The following is a 22,450-nucleotide window of genomic DNA, read 5'->3' as shown; positions in this document are numbered from 1 at the left end:
GAGCGGCAGGTGTCCCCGCCGGTAAGCGCCGCGTACAGCTACTGCGAGACCGTCACGGGGCAGCAGGCCCGGAACTTCGCGTACGGCATCCGGCTGCTGCCGGTCGGGAAACGGCGGGCGATGTCAGCGCTCTACGCCTTCTCGCGCCGCGTCGACGACATCGGCGACGGCGATCTCGACCCTGCCGTGAAGCAGACACGGCTGGAGGACACCAGACGGCTGCTCGGCCGGGTGCGCACGGGCGAGGTTTCCGAGGACGACACCGACCCGATCGCCGTCGCGCTCCACGATGCCGCCCGGCGCTATCCCATCCCGCTCGGCGGCCTGGACGAGCTGATCGACGGCGTGCTGATGGACGTGCGCGGCCAGACGTACGAGACCTGGGCCGACCTCCAGGGCTACTGCCGCTGCGTCGCGGGCGCCATCGGCCGGCTCTCCCTGGGCGTGTTCGGCACCGCGCCGGCACCCGCGGGCGGCGCACTCGACACCACCCGCGCCCCCGAGTACGCCGATACGCTCGGGCTCGCTCTCCAACTCACCAATATCCTGCGGGATGTACGGGAAGACGCCGCAGACGGACGCACCTATCTGCCCACCGAAGACCTCGACAAGTTCGGCTGCTCCACCGGCTTCCACTCCGACATCCCACCACCAGGCTCCGACTTCGCCGGCCTGGTGCACTTCGAGGTGCGGCGCGCCCGCACCCTGTTCGACGAGGGGCTGGCCCTGCTTCCCATGCTCGACCGCCGCTCCGGTGCCTGTGTCGCCGCCATGGCCGGGATCTACCGCCGCCTGCTGGACCGCATCGCCCAGGACCCGCAGGCGGTGCTGCGCGGCCGGGTCTCGCTCTCCTCCCGGGAGAAGGGGTACGTCGCGCTGCGCGGGCTCAGCGGCTTCGACGCCCGCCGGGCGGCCCGCCGCGCCGCCCGGAGGAGTGCCTGATGGCAGCCCGGCACGCGGCATCCGGGTGGGCGGGGCGGACTGGACGGACCGGGCGGTCCGGGCCGGTCGTCGTCGTCGGCGGCGGCCTGGCGGGCACCACCGCCGCGCTGCGGCTGGCGGATGCCGGGCTCCAGGTCACCCTGCTGGAGAGCCGGGCGAGACTGGGCGGACTCGCCTCCTCCTTCCGCCGCGACTCCCCGGCGGGCGAGCTCACCGTCGACAACGGCCAGCATGTCCACCTGCGATGCTGCACCGCCTACCAGTGGTTCCTGGAACGGATCGGCGGGGCACCGCTGGCACCGGTGCAGGATCGTTTGGACGTGCCGGTGCTCGACGCCTCCGTCAACCGGCTGGGCAGGCTGCGGCGCACCGCCCTGCCCGTCCCGCTGCACCTGGCCGCCAGCCTGGCCACCTACCCGCACCTCTCACCCGCCGAACGCGCCGGGGCCGGCCGTGCCGCCCTCGCGCTGCGCAGTCTCGACCCGGCCGATCCCGCCCTGGACGGCACCGACTTCGGCACCTGGCTGCACCGCCAGGGCCAGTCGGCGCGCGCCATCGAGGCACTGTGGGACTTGGTGGGCGTGCCGACGCTCAACGCCCGCGCCCCCGACGCGTCGCTGCAACTGGCCGCCAAGGTCTTCCGGACGGGCCTGCTCACGGCTCCCGGCGCCGCCGACATCGGAGTCTCCGCCGCACCACTGGGCGACCTGCACGACCTGCTGGCCCGCGCCGCCCTGGACCGGGCGGGCGTGCGCACCCTTCTCCAGACCCGCGTGAGCGACCTCGTACCGGCACCAGACGGCGGCTGGCGGGTAACCGCGCTGCCCAGGCGCGCCGCGCCCGAGGAACTGGACGCGGCCTCGGTCGTCCTCGCCGTACCGCAGCGCGAGGCGCACCGGCTGCTGCCGGAGGGCGCGCTGGCCGAGCAGGACCAGCTGCTCGCCATCCGGGACGCTCCGATCCTCAACATCCATGTGCTCTATGACCGCAGAGTGCTGCGCCGGCCCTTCTTCGCCGCGCTCGGATCTCCCGTGCAGTGGGTGTTCGACCGGACCGCCCCCTCAGGGCTCACCGGCGGCGGGCAGTATCTGGCGCTCTCCCAGTCCGCCGCGGAGGGCGAGATCGACGATCCGGTCGCCATGCTCCGCGAGCGCTATCTCCCGGAGCTGGCACGGCTGTTGCCCGCTGCCCGGGGCGCCACCGTACGCGACTTCTTCGTCACCCGCGAGCGCACGGCCACGTTCGCCCCCGACCCCGGTGTGGGGCGGCTGCGGCCGGGAGCCCGTACGGCGCGGCACGGCCTGCTGCTCGCCGGCGCGTGGACCGACACCGGCTGGCCCGCCACGATGGAGAGCGCTGTGCGCAGCGGAATCGCCGCGGCCGGAGCGGCCCTCGGTGCGACGGACCGCCCGTACGACGACGATCCACCGCACAGCACGGACAGAAGGGCGGCGGCATGAGCGATTCGCGCGAGACCAGCGCCAGCAGTACGGGCGGCATAGGCGGCATAGGCAGGACGAGCAGCACGAGCAGCACGAGCAGGACCAGCAACACCGAAGAACCTGAAGGAGACCCCGTGACTACGGACCAGCTCAGCGGCAGCGGCGGCAGCAGCAGCGGCGGCGGCAGTGTCGGCGGCAGCGGCACCGTGGGCATCAACGCCCTGCTGGAGCGCAGCCGTACGCTCGCCACCCCTGGGCTGCGCGCCGCCGTGGACCGGCTGGCGCCGCCCATGGACACGGTCGCTGCCTACCACTTCGGATGGATCGACGCCACGGGCCGTCCCTCCGCCGCCGACGGCGGCAAGTCCGTACGGCCCGCGCTGGCCCTGGTCTCCGCCGAGGCGGCGGGCGCGACGCCCGAGACGGGTATTCCCGGAGCCGTCGCCGTCGAGCTCGTGCACAACTTCTCGCTGCTGCACGACGACCTGATGGACGGTGACGAGCAGCGCCGCCACCGGGACACCGTCTGGAAGGTGCACGGGCCCGCCCAGGCCATCCTCGTGGGAGACGCCCTCTTCGCCCTCGCCAACGAGATCCTGCTGGAGCTGGGCACCCCCGAGGCCGGCCGCGCCACCCGCCGCCTCACCTCAGCGACACGCAAGCTGATCGACGGTCAGGCGCAGGACATCTCCTTCGAGCACCGCGAGCGGGTCACCGTCGCCGAATGCCTGGAGATGGAGGGCAACAAGACCGGCGCGCTGCTGGCCTGCGCCACCTCCATCGGCGCGGTGCTGGGCGGCGCCGACGACCGCACCGCCGACGCGCTGGAGTCCTACGGCTATCACCTCGGCCTCGCCTTCCAGGCGATCGACGACCTGCTCGGTGTCTGGGGCGATCCGGAGGCGACCGGCAAGCAGGCCTGGAGTGACCTGCGTCAGCGTAAGAAGTCCCTGCCCGTGGTCTCGGCACTTTCCGCCCGTGGTCCGGCAGCCGAGCAGCTCGCCGAGCTGATGGCGGCCGATGTGAAGAAGAGCCAGCAGGAGTTCGAGGACTTCGACGAGGAAGAGTTCGCGGCCCGCGCGGCGTTGATCGAGGAGGCGGGCGGCAGGGAATGGACTGCGGCAGAGGCCCGGCGGCAGCACTCCACGGCCATCAAGGCGCTCCGCGGCGTCGAGATGCCGGAAGTGGTACGCGGGCAACTGATCGCGCTCGCCGACTTCGTGGTCGTACGCCAGCGGTGACGTGACCTCCGGGCTGCGCGTAGGGCTCCACAGCGGACACTGCGGAAGGGGAAGCGATGACAGCTACGGCCGACGGCAGCACCGGGGCAGTTCGGCCCCGCGCACTCTCCCAGACACCCAACGGCGCGTCACCCAACGGCGCGTCACCCAACGGTGCGGCGCCGGACAGCGCCGGGGGGACGGCGGAGAAGGACCGGCTCATCCGGGCCGCCGAGCAGTCCAGCAGACGCGCCGTGGAGTACCTGCTGTCCCTTCAGGACACCGCCGGCTGGTGGAAGGGCGACCTGGAGACCAACGTCACCATGGACGCGGAGGACCTGCTGCTGAGGGAGTTCCTCGGCATCCGGGACGCGCCGACGACCGAGGCGGCGGCCCGGTTCATCCGCGGCCGGCAGCGTGAGGACGGCACCTGGGCGTCCTTCCACGGCGGCCCAGGGGATCTGTCCGTGACCATCGAGGCGTACGTCGCCCTGCGGCTGGCCGGTGACGCCGCGGACGCCCCGCACATGGCCTCCGCGGCCGCCTGGGTGCGCGGACAGGGCGGAATCGCCGACAGCCGGGTCTTCACCCGGATCTGGCTCGCCCTCTTCGGCTGGTGGCGCTGGGAGGACCTGCCGGAACTGCCGCCGGAGATCATCTATCTCCCCAAGTGGTTCCCGCTCAACATCTACGACTTCGGCTGCTGGGCCCGCCAGACGATCGTCCCGCTCACCGTGGTCTCCGCGCTCCGCCCGGTGCGCCCGGCCCCCTTCGCGCTCGACGAGCTGGGCGGCGACGCGGCCGCTCCGGGGCGCTCGCGCCGCTGGTCCCCGGTCGCCAGCTGGGAGGGCGTCTTCCAGCGGCTGGACTTCGGCCTGCACCTCTACCGCCGGATCGCCGTGCGGCCGCTGCGCCGCGCCGCCCTCAAGGACGCGGCGCGCTGGATCATCGAACGGCAGGAGAACGACGGCTGCTGGGGCGGTATCCAGCCGCCGGCCGTCTACTCGATCATCGCGCTGCGCCTGCTGGGGTACGACCTGGACCACCCGGTGATGCGCGCCGGTCTGGAGTCGCTCGACCGCTACGCGATCTGGCAGGAGGACACCGCCACGGGCGGCGCTGACGGAGCGGGCCCCAGCCGGATGATCGAGGCGTGTCAGTCCCCGGTCTGGGACACCTGTCTGGCCACCATCGCGCTCGCCGACGCCGGAGTGCCCGCCGATCACCCGGCGCTGGTCAAGGCCGCCGACTGGATGCTGGACGAGCAGGTGGTGCGCCCCGGGGACTGGGCGGTGCGCAGGCCCGGACTGGCTCCCGGCGGCTGGGCGTTCGAATTCCACAACGACAACTACCCCGACATCGACGACACCGCCGAGGTGGTCCTGGCGCTCCGCCGGGTGCGGCACCCCGACCCCGCCCGGGTGGAGGCGGCGATCGAGCGCGCGACGCGCTGGAACCTCGGTATGCAGTCGAAGAACGGCGCTTGGGGCGCCTTCGACGCCGACAACACCAGCGGCTTTCCCAACCGCCTGCCGTTCTGCGACTTCGGCGAGGTGATCGACCCGCCCTCGGCCGATGTCACCGCCCATGTGGTGGAGATGCTCGCCGCGACCGGTCTGCGCGACCACCCGAGCAACCGCCAGGCGGTCGCCTGGCTGCTCGCCGAACAGGAGGCGAACGGCGCCTGGTTCGGCCGCTGGGGCGTCAACTACCTCTACGGGACGGGCTCGGTCGTCCCCGCGCTCGTCGCCGCCGGGGTGCCCGAGTCCCATCCGGCGATCCGGCGCGCGGTCAACTGGCTGGAGAGCGTGCAGAACGAGGACGGCGGCTGGGGCGAGGATCTGCGCTCCTACCCCGACCGGGAATGGATCGCCCGCGGCGTCTCCACCGCCTCGCAGACCGCCTGGGCGCTGCTGGCCCTGCTCTCCGCGGGGGAGCGGGATTCCAAGAGCGTCGAGTGCGGGGTGCGGTGGCTCGCGCGCACCCAGCAGGAGGACGGCTCCTGGGACGAGCCGCACTTCACCGGGACGGGCTTCCCCTGGGACTTCTCCATCAACTACCACCTCTACCGGATGGTGTTCCCGATGACCGCGCTCGGCCGCTATCTGAACGGCGCCGAAGGGGCTTTGGAACCGTTGGAGACCCACGGGGCCCGGGAGAGCTGATGCCGACTCCGACCGGCCCGGCGGATCCGCTGCTGATCGCCTGTGCGCTCGGCATCGAACGGCTCGCCCTGCGCGGGGGCGCCCGCGGGCTGGTCACCGTGCTCCGTACCGGCATGGGCCCGCAGGCCGCGGAGCGCGGGGTCGCCCGTGCGCTGGGCGGCGAGCCCGAGCCGGGACGCACCGCGGTCATCGCCACCGGCTTCTGTGCCGGACTCGCCCCCGGCATGCATCCCGGTGACCTGGTACTCGCCACCGAGACCCGGGACGACGAGGGCCGTACGCGCTGCACGGAAACGAGGCGTCTCGCCGAGGCGCTCGCCCCGCTGGGGACTCTGCACACCGGCCCGCTCGCAGGCTCCGGCCATGTCGTCCGGGGCGCCGAGCGGGCCGCCCTGCGCGGCACGGGAGCCCTCGCGGTCGACATGGAGTCGGCGGCTACCCTCCGCACCGCCGTGCGGGGGGTGCCGGACCGCCCTGTCGCCGCCGTTCGGGTGGTGGTGGATGCACCACAGCACGAACTGATCAGATTCGGGACGCTGAAGGGGGGAATATCCGCTTTTCGCGTCCTGCGCGCGGTCCTGCCCGCGTTCTCTGAATGGCACCGAACCTTGCTGCTCCCACGGAGGTGAGCCAGAAATGGCCATGCCGCTTCGTCAGACGATCCGTATCGGCACCTATCTCATGGAACAGAAGCTTCGCAAGCGGGAGAAGTTCCCGCTCATCGTGGAGCTGGAGCCCCTGTTCGCCTGCAACCTCGCGTGTGAGGGCTGCGGCAAGATCCAGCACCCGGCGGGTGTGCTCAAACAGCGGATGCCGGTCGCGCAGGCGGTGGGCGCGGTGCTGGAGTCCGGCGCGCCCATGGTGTCCATCGCGGGCGGCGAACCGCTGATGCACCCCCAGATCGACGAGATCGTGCGGCAGTTGGTGGCGCGGAAGAAGTACGTCTTCCTCTGTACGAATGCCATGCTGATGCGCAAGAAGATGGACAAGTTCACCCCATCCCCCTATTTCGCCTTTGCTGTGCATGTCGACGGGCTCCGCGAGCGGCACGATGAATCCGTTGCCAAGGAAGGGGTGTTCGACGAAGCGGTGGCCGCCATGAAGGAGGCGAAGCGGCGTGGCTTCCGGGTGACCACCAACTCCACCTTCTTCAACACCGACACCCCGCAGACCGTCGTCGAGGTGCTCAACTACCTCAACGACGACCTGAAGGTCGACGAGATGATGATCTCGCCCGCCTACGCCTATGAGAAGGCGCCCGACCAGGAGCACTTCCTCGGTGTCGAGCAGACGAGGGAGCTCTTCCGCAAGGCGTTCGAGGGCGGCAACCGGAGCCGCTGGCGGCTCAACCACAGCCCGCTCTTCCTCGACTTCCTCGAGGGGAAGGCCGACTTCCCGTGCACGGCCTGGGCCATCCCCAACTACTCCCTCTTCGGCTGGCAGCGGCCCTGCTATCTGATGAGCGACGGCTATGTGCCCACCTACCGGGAGCTGGTGGAGGAGACGGACTGGGAGAAGTACGGCCGGGGCCGGGACGACCGGTGCGCCAACTGCATGGCGCACTGCGGCTACGAACCCACCGCCGTGCTGGCCACCATGGGCTCGCTCAAGGAGTCGCTGCGGGCCGCGCGGGAGACGGTGGGCGGAAACCGCACCCGGTCGTAGGCCACGGCGCGGCGACGGCTGAGCAGAGCCGGGGGAGCCTGACGGGACGGAAGCGGGCGAGAGGGAGAGGCAGGAGAGCAACGCGTGAGCCAATTCGACCTGGCCAAGCTGCTGGCCGAGCGCGGCGGGGAGGGCTACGCGCTGCACTCCCGGCATCTGAACCACCAACTGCCCCGGATGCTGCGCACCATCGGCTTCGACAAGGTCTACGACCGCGCCGCGGGCGCCTACTTCTACGACACCGACGGGCAGGACTACCTGGACATGCTCGCCGGTTTCGGTGTCATGGGCCTGGGGCGGCACCACCCGGTCGTACGGCAGGCGCTGCATGACGTCCTGGATGCGGGCCTCGCGGACCTCACCCGCTTCGACTGCCCGCCGCTGCCGGGACTGCTCGCCGAGAAACTGCTGGCCCGCGCGCCGGGAATGGATCGGGTCTTCTTCGGCAACAGCGGGACGGAAGCGGTGGAAACCGCGCTCAAATTCGCCCGGGCCGCCACCGGAAAGCCCCGAGTTCTCTATTGTGACCACGCCTTTCACGGGCTCACCACAGGTGCGCTTTCCGTCAACGGGGAGGGTGGATTTCGTGAAGGTTTCGCGCCGCTGCTGCCGGATACGCCGATTCCGCTCGGTGATCTCGCGGCGCTGACACGTGAGCTGAAGCGTGGCGACGTCGCGGCTCTGGTGATCGAACCGATACAGGGCAAGGGAGTGCACGCGACCCCTCCCGGTTTCCTCCGGGCCGCACGGGAGGCGCTGCGCCAGCGGGGTGCACTGCTCATCGTGGACGAGGTCCAGACGGGCCTGGGCCGCACCGGCGACTTCTTCGCCTACCAGCACGAGGAGGGTGTGGACCCGGATCTGGTGTGCGTCGCGAAGGCGCTGTCGGGCGGGTATGTGCCGGTCGGCGCGACACTGGGGAAGGAGTGGATCTTCAAGAAGGTGTACTCCTCGATGGACAGGGTGCTGGTCCACTCCGCCAGCTTCGGTTCCAACGCACAGGCGATGGCGGCAGGGCTGGCCACCCTCCAGGTGATGGAGGACGAAGACCTCACGGCCAATGCCCGGCGGACAGGCGAACTGCTGCGTTCCGGCCTCGCCGCACTCGTCGGGCGCTACGAACTGCTGCACGAGGTGCGCGGGCGCGGCCTGATGATCGGGATCGAGTTCGGCAGACCGTCCTCGCTTCGCCTGCGCAGCCGCTGGACGATGCTCCAGACCGCCCGTAAGGGGCTCTTCGCGCAGATGGTGGTGGCGCCCCTGCTGCGGCGGCACCGGATTCTGACCCAGGTCTCCGGAGACCATCTGGAAGTGATCAAGCTCATCCCGCCGCTGATCATCGGCGAACCCGAGGTGGAGCGCTTCCTCGGCGCGTTCACCGAGGTCATGGACGAGGCGCACACCGGCGGCGGGCTGATGTGGGACTTCGGCCGGACTCTGATGAAGCAGACGGTGGCAGGCAGGCGGAGCAGCCAGGGCGCCTGGTGAACGAAGAGGGCGAGCCCGCCCAGACCCTGAGCCCTGTCCGGGCGGTCTTCTCGGGCCTGCGGCGATCCGAGAAACACGCCCTAGTCGAGCAGCCGCTCCCGCAGCAGTTCACGGGTCGGGCCGGAGAGCCTCAGGCCCTCGGTGAGATAGCCCTCCGTGCCGCCCCATCTCTCGTCGATCGCCGCGAAGGCGGCGGCCAGATAGCCCGGCCGGGCGTCGAAGAGGGGCGCCAGCAGTGCCATGACCTCGGAGGACAGGCCGCCCTCGGCATCCTCGGCCCGGTGCACGCGATAGCGGTGCTGGGGGGAGTTCGACTTCAGGTAGTCGGTCTCGATGGCCTCCCGCCCCACCCCTACCGCGAGCAGTGTCACGGCCACGGACACGCCCGCACGGTCCTTGCCCGCCGCGCAGTGCATCAGCGCGGGCACGCTGTCCTCAGCGAGGGCGTGTAGTACGCGGCTGTGCTCGGCCGTGCGGCCGTGGATCATGGTGCGGTAGGCGTCCGTCATCCGGCCCGCCGCCTGCCCGTCGGCGAGTGCCGTCCGCAGCTGGGCGAGGCTGCCGTCCCGCACCATCCGCCAGAACTCGACGCCGTCGGCCGGGTCGGTGAGCGGGATGTTGAGGTTGCGAGTGCCGTCCAGCACCGCGTCCGGGCCCTCCAGGGCCTGGTCGGCCGCATTGCGGAAGTCGAAGACGGTGTGCAGCCCGAGGCCGCTCAGGAAGGCGACGTCCGCGGAGGTCGCGTGCGCGAGGTGGCCGCTGCGGTAGAGGACTCGGCGCCGCAGGCGCCGGCCGTCGGCTGCCGGCAACCCGCCGACGTCCCGGAAGTTGCGTATCCCTGCGAGCGTGGGCTCGACGGCATCCTGTGTCACGGGCGCTCCTTCGATCCGAGGTGGCGTCTGAGAGCCTGTCGGGGGCCTCGGACCGAGAATACGCGGAGCCTACGACATGGGTGCCGGGGGCAATCAGTCACGGGGGTACGGTGCGAGCGTCGCCGGACGGCGCATATGACCGCGGTGTCATGACACGGGCGGTGCCCCTCGCCCTTCGAGGACGGTTCGGAACACCTCCGTGCTCCGGTGCCGTACATTCCGTTTAGGGTCCGGCATGTGACGGGAATCCGCCCCGCCGGGGCTTCCCCGTCGCAAGGCCATGTAACTTCCCTATTCCACAAGGGCGTTATGATCTGCTGGCCCGTTCAAACGCGTGCCCGACAGGTTCACTCGTTAGGAGCTGGCGAGAGGTGGCGAATATGTCATCTGCGCCTGCTCGGCGTCGTCGTGACGGTTAGCGTGGCCCACGGCACTGTGAGAGTCGGCGTGCCTTCGAGCAAGCCAGACAGACAGACCTCAAGTCAACCGAGGAAACCGATGCCTGAACCCCCGAGCTACGCGGCGCAGACAGGAAGGGGGGCCTCCGCTTCCATGCGTACCGCAGCCGCGCACACCGCGCCCGCGCACACCGCGGTGGTCCCGTCGAGCTCGCCCGAGCCCCGTGCGCGGCACGGCCGGAGCTCCGCGCGCGAGACCGCCGGCGATGCCGTGGTGCGCCGCCGCATGGTCCGCCTCGCGGTCCTGCCCACCGCGATCGTGGCCGTCCTGGCGGCCGCCGTCGTGGCGTACGTGATGCAGGCCCAGGGCACCGACGGCGGCGGCACCGCCGATGCCGGCGGCGACGGAGCCACCCTGTGGGGCGTCCTCGCCGGCTCGCTCCTGGTGACGTGCGCGGTGGTCGTCGGAGCCGGACTCTTCGCCTCCTCCGAGGCACGGACCACCCTCCAGCGGTACACGGCGCTGCGCCGCTCCTCCGAGCGCAGCCAGTCCGAGCTGCGCGCGCAGCTGCACCGTCTCGAACAGGGGGAGCGGCCGCAGCCGTCCGCGCCCCGGGCCGGTCAGCCGGCCCCGGTCGAGCCCTCCGGCGACGCTCTCGACCTGCTGGCCCACGAGCTGACCCTCGCTCAGCGCACCGCCGAGACGGCCGTGCTGGAGGCGGCGGCCCTGGTCCGCGCGGGCACCAGCGGCAGCGAGGAGAAGGTCGAGGTCTTCGTCAACCTCGCCCGAAGGCTGCAGTCCCTCGTTCACCGTGAGATCGAACTGCTGGATGAGCTGGAGAACGAGGTGGAGGACCCGGACCTGCTCAAGGGCCTCTTCCATGTGGACCACCTGGCCACCCGCATCCGGCGCCACGCCGAGAACCTCGCCGTGCTCGGCGGCGCCGTCTCCCGGCGTCAGTGGACCCGCCCGGTGACCATGACCGAGGTGCTGCGCTCCTCCATCGCCGAGGTGGAGCAGTACTCGCGCGTCAAGCTGGTCCCGCCGATCGAGGGCACGCTGCGCGGCCACGCCGTCGCCGACGTCATCCACCTGCTGGCCGAACTGGTGGAGAACGCCAGTGTGTTCTCGGCACCGCAGACCCAGGTCCTGCTGCGCGCCCAGCATGTGACGGCGGGACTCGCCGTCGAGGTGGAGGACCGCGGCCTGGGCATGGACGGTGACGAACAGGCCCGGATGAACGAACTGCTCTCCGACCCCGAGCAGTTCGACGTGGGTGAACTCCTCTCGGACGGCCGCATCGGCCTGTTCGTGGTCTCCGCCCTCGCCCGGCGGCACGGCATCGTCGTGCAGTTGCAGAGCAACATCTACGGCGGCATCCAGGCGGTGCTGGTACTGCCGCAGGTACTCCTCGGCGACCCGACGGAGGGCGCGAAGCAGGCGGCGGCTCCGGCCCAGAGTGCGGTGAACGCGGCGGCGCAGATGCGGGCGGAACGGGCCGAGCTGTCGCACGTCCAGGAGCACCAGCGGGCGACGGCGGCGCAGTCGGACGCACAGGCCCGCACCTCCGGCTCGCACGGGGGACAGCCCCAGCAGGCCCGGCCCCAGCAGGCTCAGCCTCCTCAGACGCAGGTCCACCAGACGCAGCCGCTGCCGGCACAGCAGATTCCGCAGCAGACATACGCGCCCCAGCAGCCCCCGGCCGTCCGGCAGCCCTACTCCGCCCCGCAGGAGGCGCCGCTCCCCGAGGCGGTGCGGCCCTCCCCGCCGCAGCCGCCCGCCCAGCACCGGCCGCCCGAGCCGATGGCCGCACACGGCTCCGCCGGGCAGCCCGCGGGCTATCCGCCCGGCCCGGGGCCCATCGCTCCGGCGCCGCCGGGACCAGTCGAGGGCCTCCGTCCCCAGCTGCCCAAGCGCCGCCGCCAGGAACACCTCGTCGCCGAGCTGCGTGAGCCGCCTCGCGTTCCCGCGGCCACATCCCCCGACGATCCGGATGCCGGGCACGACCCCGGTCTGATGGCCGCGTTCCGCCGGGGCACCAGCCTCGCGGACTCGGGCGACGGTGACCCCTCCGCCCAGGAGGGGGACACTCCCCGGCCCACCCCCTGAGGGGTGTCGTCGTCACAGTCCCGCCCACGAGGAGGACGGCCCTCCGCCTTGCATCCGTACCCACCACGCGCCATGAGCCCCGCCCATCGACGGGGCCCCTCCCGGGCCGCCAGGCCCAGGGGGAGGTCGGCGCTGCCTTGACGAACCCCCCAGCCGCCCCTCGCCTCTCAAGGAGAAGAACGCGATCATGGTGAGCGAAGCGCCCATCGGCCAGACGCCGGACCTGTCCTGGCTGTTGACCGGACTCGTCCAGCGCGTACCGCACTCGCGCAGCGCCCTCCTCCTGTCCTCGGACGGCCTGGTGAAGGCCGCTCACGGGCTGGATACCGACACCGCCGACCATATGGCCGCCCTCTCCTCCGGGCTCTACTCGCTGGCGCGGAGCGCCGGCGTGCGATTCGGTGACGGAGGGGAGGTGCGGCAGGTGGTCGTCGAACTCGACACCTCGCTGCTCTTCGTCTCCACCGCCGGACAGGGCGCCTGTCTGGCGGTGCTGGCCGGGAGCGAGGCGGACGCCGCCGTGCTCGGCTACGAGATGGCCATGCTGGTGAAGAGCGTCCGCCCGTATCTGGCGACGCCCATCCGGCAGCCGGCGGGACACTGAGCGGATGTCCGAAATCGTGGAGGGCCCGTGGCTGGACGGTGACGCGGGGCGGCTGGTCCGCCCCTACACCGTCAGCGACGGCCGTACCAAGCCCTCGGCACACTTCGATCTGCTCACCCTGGTGATGGCCACCGGGACCAGGCCGCACAGCTACCTGGGTCCGGACCACTCCCACGTGCTCGGCCTCTGCGGCGGACCCCTGTCCGTCGCAGAGATCGCCGCGCACATCAGACAGCCCGCCATGGTCGCCAAGGTCCTGCTCTCGGACTTGGTGGACTGCGGTGCCATTACCGCTCGCGCGCCCGAGCGGGCGCCGCTCGGCTCCGACCCGACCGACCGAGACCTGCTGGAGGCGGTGCTGGATGGGCTCCGTAAACGACTCTGACCTCTTTCCGACCGCACTGAAGATACTGATCGCCGGCGGTTTCGGGGTGGGCAAGACCACCCTGGTGAGCTCGGTCAGCGAGATCGAGCCACTGAGCACGGAGGAGCTGCTGACCCAGGTCAGCGTGGCCACGGACGATTTGGAGGGGGTGGAGAAGAAGACCACCACCACCGTCGCCATGGACTTCGGCCGGATCACCCTCAGCGCCGATCATGTGCTCTACCTGTTCGGCACACCCGGCCAGGAGCGCTTCTGGTTCATGTGGGACGAACTGTCCGCAGGTGCGCTGGGAGCCGTCGTGCTGGCGGACACCCGCCGCCTGGAGCAGTGCTTCGCCGCCGTGGACTTCTTCGAGCGCCGCGGTATCGGCTTCATCGTCGCGGTCAACCAGTTCGACGGCGGCTATCACTACGACCCGGAGGAGGTACGCGCGGCGATAGATCTGAAACCCGACATCCCCGTCGTGCTCTGCGACGCCCGGCAGTCACACTCGGGTACCCAGGTACTCGTATCCCTAGTCCAGCACCTGATCGACTCCAGGAGTCAGCATGTCATCGATGTCATATGACCCAACGGCCCACCTGCTTCTGACTCCTGAGGACGCCGACGCGCCCGAGCGGGTCCTGCGGCTGCGCGAGCTGGGGATCGGCGAGGTACCCGTACCGGAGTTCGACGATTTCGCGCGCAAGCTCGCCGGCATCACGGGCGCTCCGTACGCGATGGTGAACTTCATCGACGAGAACCGGCAGTACTTCGGGGGCCTCTACGCGCCGGCCGCCGACCACGCGGTCGGGCTCGGCCCCGCCCCGGCGCAGACCGCCGGAGTCGGCCGGGTGATGGCGCGGGACCACGGGTACTGCCCGCACGTCGTGGTCCGGCGCAAGGCCCTGGTACTGGAGGACGTCTGCGACTACCCGCGCTTCGCGGGCAACCCCGTGGTGGACGAGATCGGCATCCGCTCGTACCTGGGCGCTCCGCTGATCGACCGTACGGGGATGGCGCTCGGTACGGTCTGCGTGGTCGACCAGGAGCCGCGCCCATGGGGCCGCCAGGGGCTGGAGACCATCAAGACGATGGCCGCCGACCTGGTGGACCAGATTCACCGGCGGGAGCGCGAGCGTTCCTGATCGCGGTATGCGCCCGCGTCGCGCGGCCGCAGCTTCAGCCTCCCCCGACTTCGCCGGGAGTTGTCGCCGCGAGCGTCGCCCTCCGGGAGGACGGCGCCGCGGTGGCGCAACCCCGGCGGCCGGGGGGCGGCGCCACGCCGTTCAGCACAGCGCGCTGGGCTCCATCTGGACCAGCTCGGAAAGCTTCTCGGACCACGAGCCCTTCGCCGTCCCCAGCGCGACCTCGCCGAGCCGCAGCCGCTGGATGTCCGAGGTGCCCGCCGGGGCGAAGATGTGGTGCGCGTCCCGCAGATAGCGCTCCACGGGCCGGTCGGTGAACAGCCCGGCAGCTGCCTGTATCTCCATCGCGTCCCGCGCCGAGTCCAGCGCGTACTCGACGTTGACGAGTTTGGCGTTCATCAGCTCCGCATCGCACGACAGCCCCCGGTCCAGCAGGTGCACGGCGTGGTAGGCCGCGAGCCGTGCGGTCATCAGCCGGGACTGCATCTGCCCGAGCTTGAGTTTGATGGCACCGAGGTCGGCCAGCGGCGCGCCGTAGCGCTCACGTTCGGCGCAGAAGCCGGTTGTCTCGTCCAGGATCGCCTGGTGGATGCCGAGTGAGACGGCGGTCAGGTTGGCCCGCCCGTAGAGCACGCTGGAGGAGTACGCGACGGAGAGGCCGTTGCCCTCCGCACCGAGCATGTTGGCGGCAGGCACCCGGCAGTTGTCGAAGCGCAGCTCACCGAAGCTGAAGCCGTGCAGGCCCATGGCGGGCTTCTGCTCGCCCAGGCTGAAGCCGGGCCTGTCGGCCTCCACAAGGAACGCCGACAGGCCCTTGGAGCCTGGCCCGGTGCGCACCACGACCCCGTGCAGATCGCCCACATGGCTGTTGCCGACGAACACCTTGCTGCCGTTGAGGACGTAGTCGTCACCGTCCCGCACCGCGGTGCTGGTCATGCCCAGCACATGCCCGCCCGAACCGGGTTCGGTCACCGCGATGGTCGGCAGGCACTCGCCGGCGGCGATCGCGGGCAGCCAGCTCTTCTTCTGCTCCTCATTGCCAAAGTGGACAATCTTCGCGACGCCGAGCTGGGACGCCTGCGCCATGGCACCCATCGCCCCGCTCTCGCGGGAGAGTTCCTCGATGATGATGGTCTTGGCAAGATGCCCGGCGCCCATGCCCCCGTATCCGCGGGGCACCGTGACGCCGATCCAGCCCTGACGGGCTATCAGGCGGGACAGCGAGTGGGAGACGGTCCGTTCGGCCTCCATCTGGGGTATCCGGGGCCTGACCTCCCGCTCTGCGAACTCTCGCACTTCGTGACGCAGCTGTTGATGGTGCCGGTCTGTGAAGTAGCGATCCATGGATGGGTCCTCCTTGGCGAGGTCCCCGCTCGCGCACCGAGCGGGGGTCGTGCTGCGGCAGCGGTACCGTCCTCATCGCGACCGAGACCAACATCGTCTACGTCACGCCGATAGTTCAAGATCGTTCCGTGAGGTTGTCCGGAATCCCCTCCATTGCAATCCTCACCACGCTGTGCGGGCCCGCGCAGGAGCTCGTCGGTACCGGGGCCGTTGGGCTTACCCCGTCAGCATTACCCATTGGCATAGACGCACTACCCCGCGAAGTCCTCCAGTATGGGTGGGAGTTGAGGAGGTGCCGTGTGAGGTGGGCGCGTGTCCGGCGCGCTTCCCCCCGCGGCCTGCGACGAATCGGCGGGAGGGGGTCAGATTCGGACAGGTGTGCTCCAGTATGCATGTTGCCCGTGCTGCCGTGTGACGACGCGAACACTCACGGGCGTGAGTTCCTTCACGCCGGGCCGGGTGGCGGCTACGGTTGCCCCGCTGCGGATGATCTGACAATCAGGGAAGGCAAGGCGACGCGAGTGGACGCACGAAACGACTTCACCCGGGCGGCGGACGGCACCCCGGTCGCCACCCTCACCTGGCTGCCGGACGGCCCGCCCCGCGCACTCGTACGGATCGCGCACGGCGCGGCCGAACACGCCTGGCGCTACGACCGGTTCGCCCGCGCCCTCACCGGCCACGGCTACGCGGTGGCGGCCTCGGACAACCGCGGCCACGGCGGCACCGCCCCGCACACCGGCGGCTACGGCGTGGTGGGCCCGTCCGACGGCTGGCGCGCCACCGTGGAGGACCTCAGAGCAGTCGGCGAGCGGCTGCGGGCGGAGCTTCCCGAAGGCACCCCGCAGGTCCTGTTCGGACACAGCATGGGCTCCCAGCTCGCCCGCGACTACGCGCAGGAGTACGGCTCCCAGCTGGCGGGGCTCGTGCTGTCCGGCACCTTCCGCTCGCTTCCCGGCTGCGAACCGGAGACGGCAATCCGGCGGCTCCAGGCGGAGATCGAGGAGGGCGGCCGGGACCGGCTCTCCGGATTCGTGCCCGAACTCTTCGGCAGCTTCAACGACCGCTACCAGCACCGGACCGGGTTCGAGTGGCTCTCGCGGGACGAGACGGAGGTCGACCGCTATGTCGCGGACGAACGCTGCGGCTTCCCGTTCAGCGCAGGGCTCTCACTGGACTGGGTGCGCGGTGTCCGCAAGATCAACGACCCGGCCCAGCAGAGCCGTATCCCGCGCGGACTGCCCGTGCACCTCGCCGTCGGGGACCAGGACCCCTGCCACAGCGGCCTGACCCTTGTATACGAACTGCTGGAGGACTTCCGCTACCTGGGGCTGTCCGACCTCAGCTGGCGCGCGTACCCGAAAGCCCGGCACGAGATCCTCAACGAGACGAACCGCGAAGAGGTGACCGCCGACCTGCTCGACTGGCTGGAGCGCCGGCTGCCCCGGACCGGATGAGCCGGCCTGCCCTGAGGACCTCCCCCTCCGACAGGGCGTGGGGGAGGTCGTCACTTGGTCCAGCAGCCGATCTCCTCCGGCGGAGCGGGCCGCGCGTAGTACCAGCCCTGCGCTGTGTCACAGCCCAACTCCCGGAGCTGGTGCGCCTGTGCCTCCGTCTCCACGCCCTCCACCGTCACCCGCAGCCCGAGCGCGTGCGCCAGTGAGACGATCCCGCCCACGAACGTCACGTCCACCGGATCCGCCGGGTGCTTCTGCAGACCCTGGGTGAAGGAGCGGTCCAGCTTGAGCGTGGTGGCGGGCAGGCGGCGGAGGTTGGCCAGATTCGAATAGCCGGTGCCGAAGTCGTCCAGGGCGATCTCCACGCCCATTTCGGCGAGTTGCCGCAGCGGCTTCAGCTCGTCCTCGTCCGCCCCTATCAGGGCGCTCTCGGTGACCTCCAGGCAGAGCGTTGACGGTTCGACCCCCGCCGTCTCCAGCACCGCGACCGTGTCGGACACCAGATCGGGGTGGTGCAGCTGACGCGGTGAGAGGTTGACGTTGACCCGCAGCGGCTGGGCAGGATCCCGGACCTTGCCGATGGCCGCGAGCTGCTTCTCCCAGGTGCACGCCTGCCGTACGGCCTGTTCCAGCACCCAGCGCCCCAGTGGCACGATCAGTCCGGTGTGCTCGGCGAGCGGGATGAAGCGGTCCGGGCCCAGCCGGCCGTGCACCGGGTGGTGCCAGCGCACCAGCGCCTCCGCTCCGTCCACCCGGCCGTCGCTCATCCGGATCAGCGGCTGGTACTCGAGGAAGAACTCGTCCCGCTCCAGTGCCCCCGGCAGCCGGGTGGTGAGGCTGTGCCGGTCTATCGCCCGGGCGTCCGAATCCGGGTCGGCCAGCTCGTAGCGGTTGCCGCCGCCGTCCTTGGCCCGGTACATGGTGATGTCGGCGCTGCGCATCACCTCCGCCGGGCCGAGTTCGCCGCTGGGCCCCTCGACGATGCCGATGCTGGCCCGTACCGAGAGCTCCCGGCCGTCGATGGTGATGGGGGTGGCGAGCGCCGCCAGCGCCTGCCGCGCCAGCTCCGTGACCTCGTCGCGGCCCGAGGGGTCCGTGATCAGGGCCACGAACTCGTCGCCGCCGATCCGGGCGACCAGCTGGTCGGGCGAGGTCGCACAGGACTGCAGCCGCTCCGCGACCGAGATGAGCAACTGGTCGCCGACTGCGTGCCCCAGACTGTCGTTCACCGCCTTGAAGCCGTCGATGTCGAGATAGCACACGCCGAACCGCCGCGAGTGCTCGCCCGCGGAGAGCACCCGCTCCAGCCGCTCGGTGAAGAGCGTGCGGTTGGGCAGCCCGGTCAGCTCGTCGTGGGTGGCCTCGTAGCGCAGCCGCAGGTGCAGCAGCCGCCGCTCGGTGATGTCCTCCATCAGCGCGAGCTGGTAGCGCGGTTCGCCCTCCGCGCCGCGCAGCAGGGAGAAGGTGAGGTTGGTCCACAGGACGGTGCCGTCGGGGCGGGGGTAGGGCTTCTCGACCCGGAAGTGGTCCCGCTCGCCGCGCACCAGCTCCCGGTGCATACGCCACAGGTCGGGGGCGTCGCCGGGATGCACCCAGTCATTGACGCTGCGCCGCCGCAGCTCCTCCTGCGAGCGGCCGAACATCCGGGCCATCGCCTCGTTGACATCCCGGATGCGGCCGTCCATGTCCGCGATGCCTATGCCGATCGTGGCATCGTCGAAGACCGCACGGAAGCGTGTCTCACTGGTGTGCAGGGCCTCCTCGACGGCGGTCTGCGCGGCGAGGGCGGCCCGCGAGAGCGCCTCCTGCTCGGAGCGCGTGCGCTCGCGCAGCGAGCGGGAGAAGCCCGCCGCTATCGCGTGCTGGAGCCGGGAGCACCGGGCACGGCCCTCGTCGACGGGGAGTTGGGCGTCGGCGGAGCTGTAGAGCACCAGATAGGACTCGACGACCCCGAGGATGTGCGGCAGCGAAGCCGGGTCCGTGCAGTGCGCGGCCACCAGGGCCTCGCCCACCTCGATCCCGACGGCGGGGGAGAAGGGGTGGCCGTGCAGGGCCTCACTGAGGCGGCCCGCCAGCGGGAGGAGGTACTCCTCGAACTCGACGCGGTTCATGGAGGTGGCCGTCGCCGGATAGACGGCGCGACTCCAGATTGTCGCGAAACGGCGGAGCCCGTCCTTCTCAGAAGTCTTCAGGCCGTACGGCGCGGTACTCACCCGTGGAGTCCCGCCTTGACGCCCACACCGCTGAAGCCCGTGAAGACCACCGGGTCCTCCTGCTCCGGCGGCGTGTCAGGGCGCCAGCGGGGCATGGCGACCAGGCCGGGCTCGACGATCTCGAAGCCGTCGAAGAAGCGCCGCACTTCGCTCTCGGGACGCATCACGACCGGGGAGCCGATGCTGCGGTAGACGTCCATTGCCTCTTCTCCCCTGACGGGCTTGCGGGCCTCGCTGTCGGCGGAACCGTGGCTGACGACGAGCAGGCTGCCGGGCGCGAGCACGTCCCGGAACTCGCCGACCGTCTTCCACGGGTCGTCCTTGTCCTCGACGAAGTGCAGCAGTGCGACCAGCAGCAGGGCAACAGGCTTTCCGAAGTCGATCACCCGGGCGGCCTCGGGGCTGTGCAGCACGTCCTGCGGGGAACGGAAGTCGGCTGAGACGACCTCCGCCTGCGTGGAGTCCTGGAGCACGGCCCGGCTGTGCGCGACCGCCACCGGGTCGTTGTCGACGTAGAGGACCCGGGCTGCCGGGTCCAGACCCGCAGCGACCTCGTGCACGCTGCCGAAGGTCGGAATGCCCGATCCGATGTCCAGGAACTGGGTGACACCCTCGCCCACCGCGTAGCCGACGGCCCGGCGCATGAAGGCACGATTCGCCTGCGCGATCTTGGGAACTCCCGGCCAGCCCTCGATCGCCTTCCGTCCGGCCTCCCGGTCCACCTCGAAGTTGTGCGATCCGCCGAGGTAGTAGTCGTACATGCGGGACACGCTCGGGACAGTCAGATCAATGCCCTGTGGGGCCCAGGCGGGACGTTCCATCAAGGTCTCCAGCTTTGTCATCGGCTTGCCGGTCGGGACCGAGGTTACTGACCCCGCGGCGCCGCGGGTGCGGAAACAACGACTCAACGGCTGGATCTTGTCACGAAGTTAAGAACTCCGACCCCCTCCGAAGGGAAACTCCGCGCGACATGGAGGGCTTGTCTCCGTTCTACCCGCCACCCTCGGGCGCACTCGCGCGCGGCGCTCGCCTGGTGTGCCGTTTCACCAGGCGCCTCAGGGGCCGCTGACGGGCTGAAAGGCTTCTCGGGGACGGGCCGGGGGCCACGGGAGCATCCCTTGGCGGCACTGACGCTCTGGCCCCCCGCACATGCCCTGTGCATGTGCACACGTGTAAGGGGCGCGCACGTGCGGGGTTCGGCGGCGCACCGATCTGAAGGTGGCCGGATAGATACGCGGGGCGCGCGCGCCCCGCGCGCCCCGCGCGCCCCGCGTGCGTGTACGCGACCGCAGGACGGTGGTCACCCGCGATGGTGTTTAATTGCGAGCTGTTCGCAATAACATCTTCTTATCAGCAGTCCGTGAGAGCAGTCGGCAGCAGTGGGAGTGAAATGATGACGGCCCGAACCGTACGGACCGCAGCCGCCGTGGTGACGGCTTCGGCGGTGCTCGCCGGCGCTGCCGCGTGCTCGGATCCCAGCAGCGAGGACGGCGGCTCCTCGGACGAGCTGACTGTCGGCATAGCCCAGGAGCCGGACACGCTCAGCCCGCTCCTGGGATACGGCAAGGACGGCAACTCGAAGATCTTCGACGGGCTGCTGCGGCACGACGCCGCCATGAAGCTCAAGCCCGCGCTGGCCACCAAGCTCCCCGAGGTCAGCGCCGACGGGAAGACCTACACCTACTCCCTCCGCAAGGGTGTGGAGTTCAGCGACGGCACGCCGTTCGGCGCGGACGACGTGGTCTTCACCTACGAGACCGTGCTCGACAAGAAGACGAACAACGCCAGCCGGGGCGAACTCGACGCCATCGAGAGCGTCGAGGCCAAGGGCGACGACAGCGTCGTCTTCACCCTCAAGTACCCCTACGCCGCATTCGCCGAGCGCACCGTGCTCCCCATCGCGGCCAAGGAGATCGCGGAGGGGCAGGACGTCAACACCGGCGCGTACAACACCGAACCGGTCGGCACCGGGCCGTACGTCGTCACCGGCTGGAGCAAAGGCGAGAAGCTCAGCTTCAAGGCGAACCCCGACTACTGGGGCGGCGCTCCCAAGGTGAAGAAATTCACCATGGCAATCATCACCGACGACGACGTGCGCGCCACCAGGCTGCGCGCGGGCGACCTCGACGCCGCGATCCTTCCGCCCAGCCTCGCCAAGACCTTCAAGGACGAGTCCGGCAAGCGGACGCTGGCCGCCAAGAGCGCCGACTACCGGGCGGTGACCCTGCCGTCGGCGAACAAGGTAACCGGCGACCGCGCGGTCCGCCGCGCCCTGGACCTCGCCGTCGACCGCGAAGCCATGGTCAAGTCGATCCTGAACGGCGCCGGCAAGGCGGCCTACGGACCGGTGCCCGTCGACAGCCCCTGGTTCGCGGACGGGACCGAGCGCGAGCACGACCTCGACGGGGCGAAGAAGATCCTCGACGAGGCCGGATGGAAGCCCGGCAAGGGCGGCATACGCGCCAAGGACGGGCAGCGCGCGCAGTTCACGCTCCTCTACCCGGCGGGCGACCGGCTCCGCCAGGAACACGCCCTCGGCTACGCCACCGACGCCAAGAAGGCGGGCATCGACATCACGGTGGAGTCCGGCAGCTGGGAGGTCATCGACCCGCGGATGAAGAAGGACGCAGTCCTCGCGGGCGGCGGCAGCCCGGCCGACCCCGACTTCGACCTCTACACCCTGCTGCACTCCTCACTCGCCCTGGACGGCTACAACAACATGGCCGCCTACGACAACCCCAAGGTGGACAAGGCGCTCGAAGAGGGCCGCGAGAGCGACGACAAGAGCGCCCGGGAGAAGGCCTACACAACAGTCCAGGAGGAGTTGGCCGAGGAGCCCGGCTACACCTTCCTCACCCACATCGACCACCTCTATGTGATGAACGACGACTGGTCGGGTGTCAGCACCCAGACCGAGCCGCACGACCACGGACTCGGCCACGGCCCCTGGTGGAACGTCGAGGACTGGCAGCCGAAGAAGTGACCGCACCGGACACCGGGGCCGTCGCACCGAAGACG

The 22,450-nt window shown here is 70.6% G+C and carries 18 protein-coding genes; 14 read left to right on the top strand and 4 right to left on the bottom strand.

Translation table 11 applies throughout. From position 1 onward, the window contains the following. Positions 1 to 9: 9 nt before the first annotated feature. The 7 genes from hpnD to LHJ74_RS17650 all read left to right on the top strand — a co-directional run bounded on the left by hpnD (position 10) and on the right by LHJ74_RS17650 (position 8,922). Positions 10 to 942, top strand: a complete 933-nt coding sequence (gene hpnD / locus LHJ74_RS17680) for a presqualene diphosphate synthase HpnD (protein WP_260219050.1) — start codon at positions 10 to 12, stop codon at positions 940 to 942. Then, complete coding sequence (gene hpnE, locus LHJ74_RS17675; protein ID WP_260219002.1) at positions 942 to 2,402, top strand: hydroxysqualene dehydroxylase HpnE; 1,461 nt, start codon at positions 942 to 944, stop codon at positions 2,400 to 2,402. Before hpnD ends, hpnE begins: the two co-directional genes overlap by 1 nt. A 188-nt stretch (positions 2,403 to 2,590) precedes the next feature. Further along, positions 2,591 to 3,625 (top strand): polyprenyl synthetase family protein, encoded by a 1,035-nt coding sequence (locus LHJ74_RS17670; RefSeq protein WP_260219049.1) that lies wholly within the window; start codon positions 2,591 to 2,593, stop codon positions 3,623 to 3,625. 56 nt (positions 3,626 to 3,681) lie between these two features. Next, entirely contained in the window at positions 3,682 to 5,769 is a 2,088-nt protein-coding gene (gene shc / locus LHJ74_RS17665; protein WP_260219001.1) for a squalene--hopene cyclase, read from the top strand. Beyond that, on the top strand, positions 5,769 to 6,398 hold the full coding sequence (locus LHJ74_RS17660; protein WP_260219000.1) for a phosphorylase family protein: 630 nt from the start codon (positions 5,769 to 5,771) through the stop codon (positions 6,396 to 6,398). The genes shc and LHJ74_RS17660 overlap by 1 nt, the downstream gene beginning before the upstream one ends. 7 nt (positions 6,399 to 6,405) lie before the next feature. Continuing rightward, positions 6,406 to 7,434: an adenosyl-hopene transferase HpnH gene (gene hpnH / locus LHJ74_RS17655; RefSeq protein WP_260218999.1), complete on the top strand. Its 1,029-nt coding sequence runs from the start codon at positions 6,406 to 6,408 to the stop codon at positions 7,432 to 7,434. A gap of 84 nt (positions 7,435 to 7,518) precedes the next feature. Then, positions 7,519 to 8,922: an aspartate aminotransferase family protein gene (locus LHJ74_RS17650; RefSeq protein ID WP_260218998.1), complete on the top strand. Its 1,404-nt coding sequence runs from the start codon at positions 7,519 to 7,521 to the stop codon at positions 8,920 to 8,922. A gap of 80 nt (positions 8,923 to 9,002) precedes the next feature. Here LHJ74_RS17650 and LHJ74_RS17645 read toward each other — a convergent pair whose 3' ends face one another. Then, positions 9,003 to 9,794, bottom strand: coding sequence for a tyrosine-protein phosphatase (locus tag LHJ74_RS17645; RefSeq protein ID WP_260218997.1), 792 nt, complete (start codon positions 9,792 to 9,794; stop codon positions 9,003 to 9,005). A gap of 552 nt (positions 9,795 to 10,346) precedes the next feature. Between LHJ74_RS17645 and LHJ74_RS17640 the strand changes: the two genes are divergently transcribed. From LHJ74_RS17640 to LHJ74_RS17620, 5 genes are all read left to right on the top strand, one after another. Next, positions 10,347 to 12,302, top strand: coding sequence for a sensor histidine kinase (locus tag LHJ74_RS17640; protein ID WP_260218996.1), 1,956 nt, complete (start codon positions 10,347 to 10,349; stop codon positions 12,300 to 12,302). A 187-nt stretch (positions 12,303 to 12,489) separates the two neighbouring features. Further along, entirely contained in the window at positions 12,490 to 12,906 is a 417-nt protein-coding gene (locus tag LHJ74_RS17635; RefSeq protein WP_260218995.1) for a roadblock/LC7 domain-containing protein, read from the top strand. A 4-nt stretch (positions 12,907 to 12,910) separates the two neighbouring features. Beyond that, on the top strand, positions 12,911 to 13,291 hold the full coding sequence (locus tag LHJ74_RS17630; protein WP_260218994.1) for a DUF742 domain-containing protein: 381 nt from the start codon (positions 12,911 to 12,913) through the stop codon (positions 13,289 to 13,291). Further along, positions 13,269 to 13,859: a GTP-binding protein gene (locus LHJ74_RS17625; RefSeq protein ID WP_260218993.1), complete on the top strand. Its 591-nt coding sequence runs from the start codon at positions 13,269 to 13,271 to the stop codon at positions 13,857 to 13,859. Before LHJ74_RS17630 ends, LHJ74_RS17625 begins: the two co-directional genes overlap by 23 nt. Further along, on the top strand, positions 13,849 to 14,418 hold the full coding sequence (locus LHJ74_RS17620; RefSeq protein WP_260218992.1) for a GAF domain-containing protein: 570 nt from the start codon (positions 13,849 to 13,851) through the stop codon (positions 14,416 to 14,418). The genes LHJ74_RS17625 and LHJ74_RS17620 overlap by 11 nt, the downstream gene beginning before the upstream one ends. Before the next feature lie 141 nt (positions 14,419 to 14,559). Here the strand turns inward: LHJ74_RS17620 and LHJ74_RS17615 are convergent, their stop codons facing one another. Continuing rightward, positions 14,560 to 15,762 carry an acyl-CoA dehydrogenase family protein gene (locus LHJ74_RS17615; protein ID WP_260218991.1) on the bottom strand — a complete coding sequence of 401 codons (1,203 nt, stop codon included), beginning with the start codon at positions 15,760 to 15,762 and terminating at the stop codon, positions 14,560 to 14,562. Between the two features lie 521 nt (positions 15,763 to 16,283). On the opposite strand from LHJ74_RS17615, the gene LHJ74_RS17610 reads away from it, so the two are divergent. Beyond that, positions 16,284 to 17,219, top strand: a complete 936-nt coding sequence (locus LHJ74_RS17610) for an alpha/beta fold hydrolase (RefSeq protein ID WP_260218990.1) — start codon at positions 16,284 to 16,286, stop codon at positions 17,217 to 17,219. A 50-nt stretch (positions 17,220 to 17,269) separates the two neighbouring features. Here the strand turns inward: LHJ74_RS17610 and LHJ74_RS17605 are convergent, their stop codons facing one another. Both LHJ74_RS17605 and LHJ74_RS17600 read right to left on the bottom strand, forming a co-directional pair. Then, on the bottom strand, positions 17,270 to 19,432 hold the full coding sequence (locus LHJ74_RS17605; protein WP_260218989.1) for a putative bifunctional diguanylate cyclase/phosphodiesterase: 2,163 nt from the start codon (positions 19,430 to 19,432) through the stop codon (positions 17,270 to 17,272). Then, the gene (locus tag LHJ74_RS17600) at positions 19,429 to 20,253 is read right to left on the bottom strand and encodes an SAM-dependent methyltransferase (protein ID WP_260218988.1); all 825 of its coding nucleotides are present in this window, start codon (positions 20,251 to 20,253) and stop codon (positions 19,429 to 19,431) included. Before LHJ74_RS17600 ends, LHJ74_RS17605 begins: the two co-directional genes overlap by 4 nt. Positions 20,254 to 20,825: 572 nt before the next feature. Here LHJ74_RS17600 and LHJ74_RS17595 point away from each other — a divergent pair. Next, positions 20,826 to 22,415 (top strand): ABC transporter substrate-binding protein, encoded by a 1,590-nt coding sequence (locus LHJ74_RS17595; RefSeq protein WP_260218987.1) that lies wholly within the window; start codon positions 20,826 to 20,828, stop codon positions 22,413 to 22,415. The last annotated feature ends 35 nt before the right edge of the window (positions 22,416 to 22,450 follow it).

The sequence above is a fragment of the Streptomyces gossypii genome (assembly GCF_025165795.1).
GTDB classification, from domain to species: Bacteria; Actinomycetota; Actinomycetes; order Streptomycetales; family Streptomycetaceae; genus Streptomyces; species Streptomyces gossypii.
The sequence above is the reverse complement of the archived record's forward strand: the minus strand, read 5'-3'. Positions and strand labels throughout refer to the sequence as shown.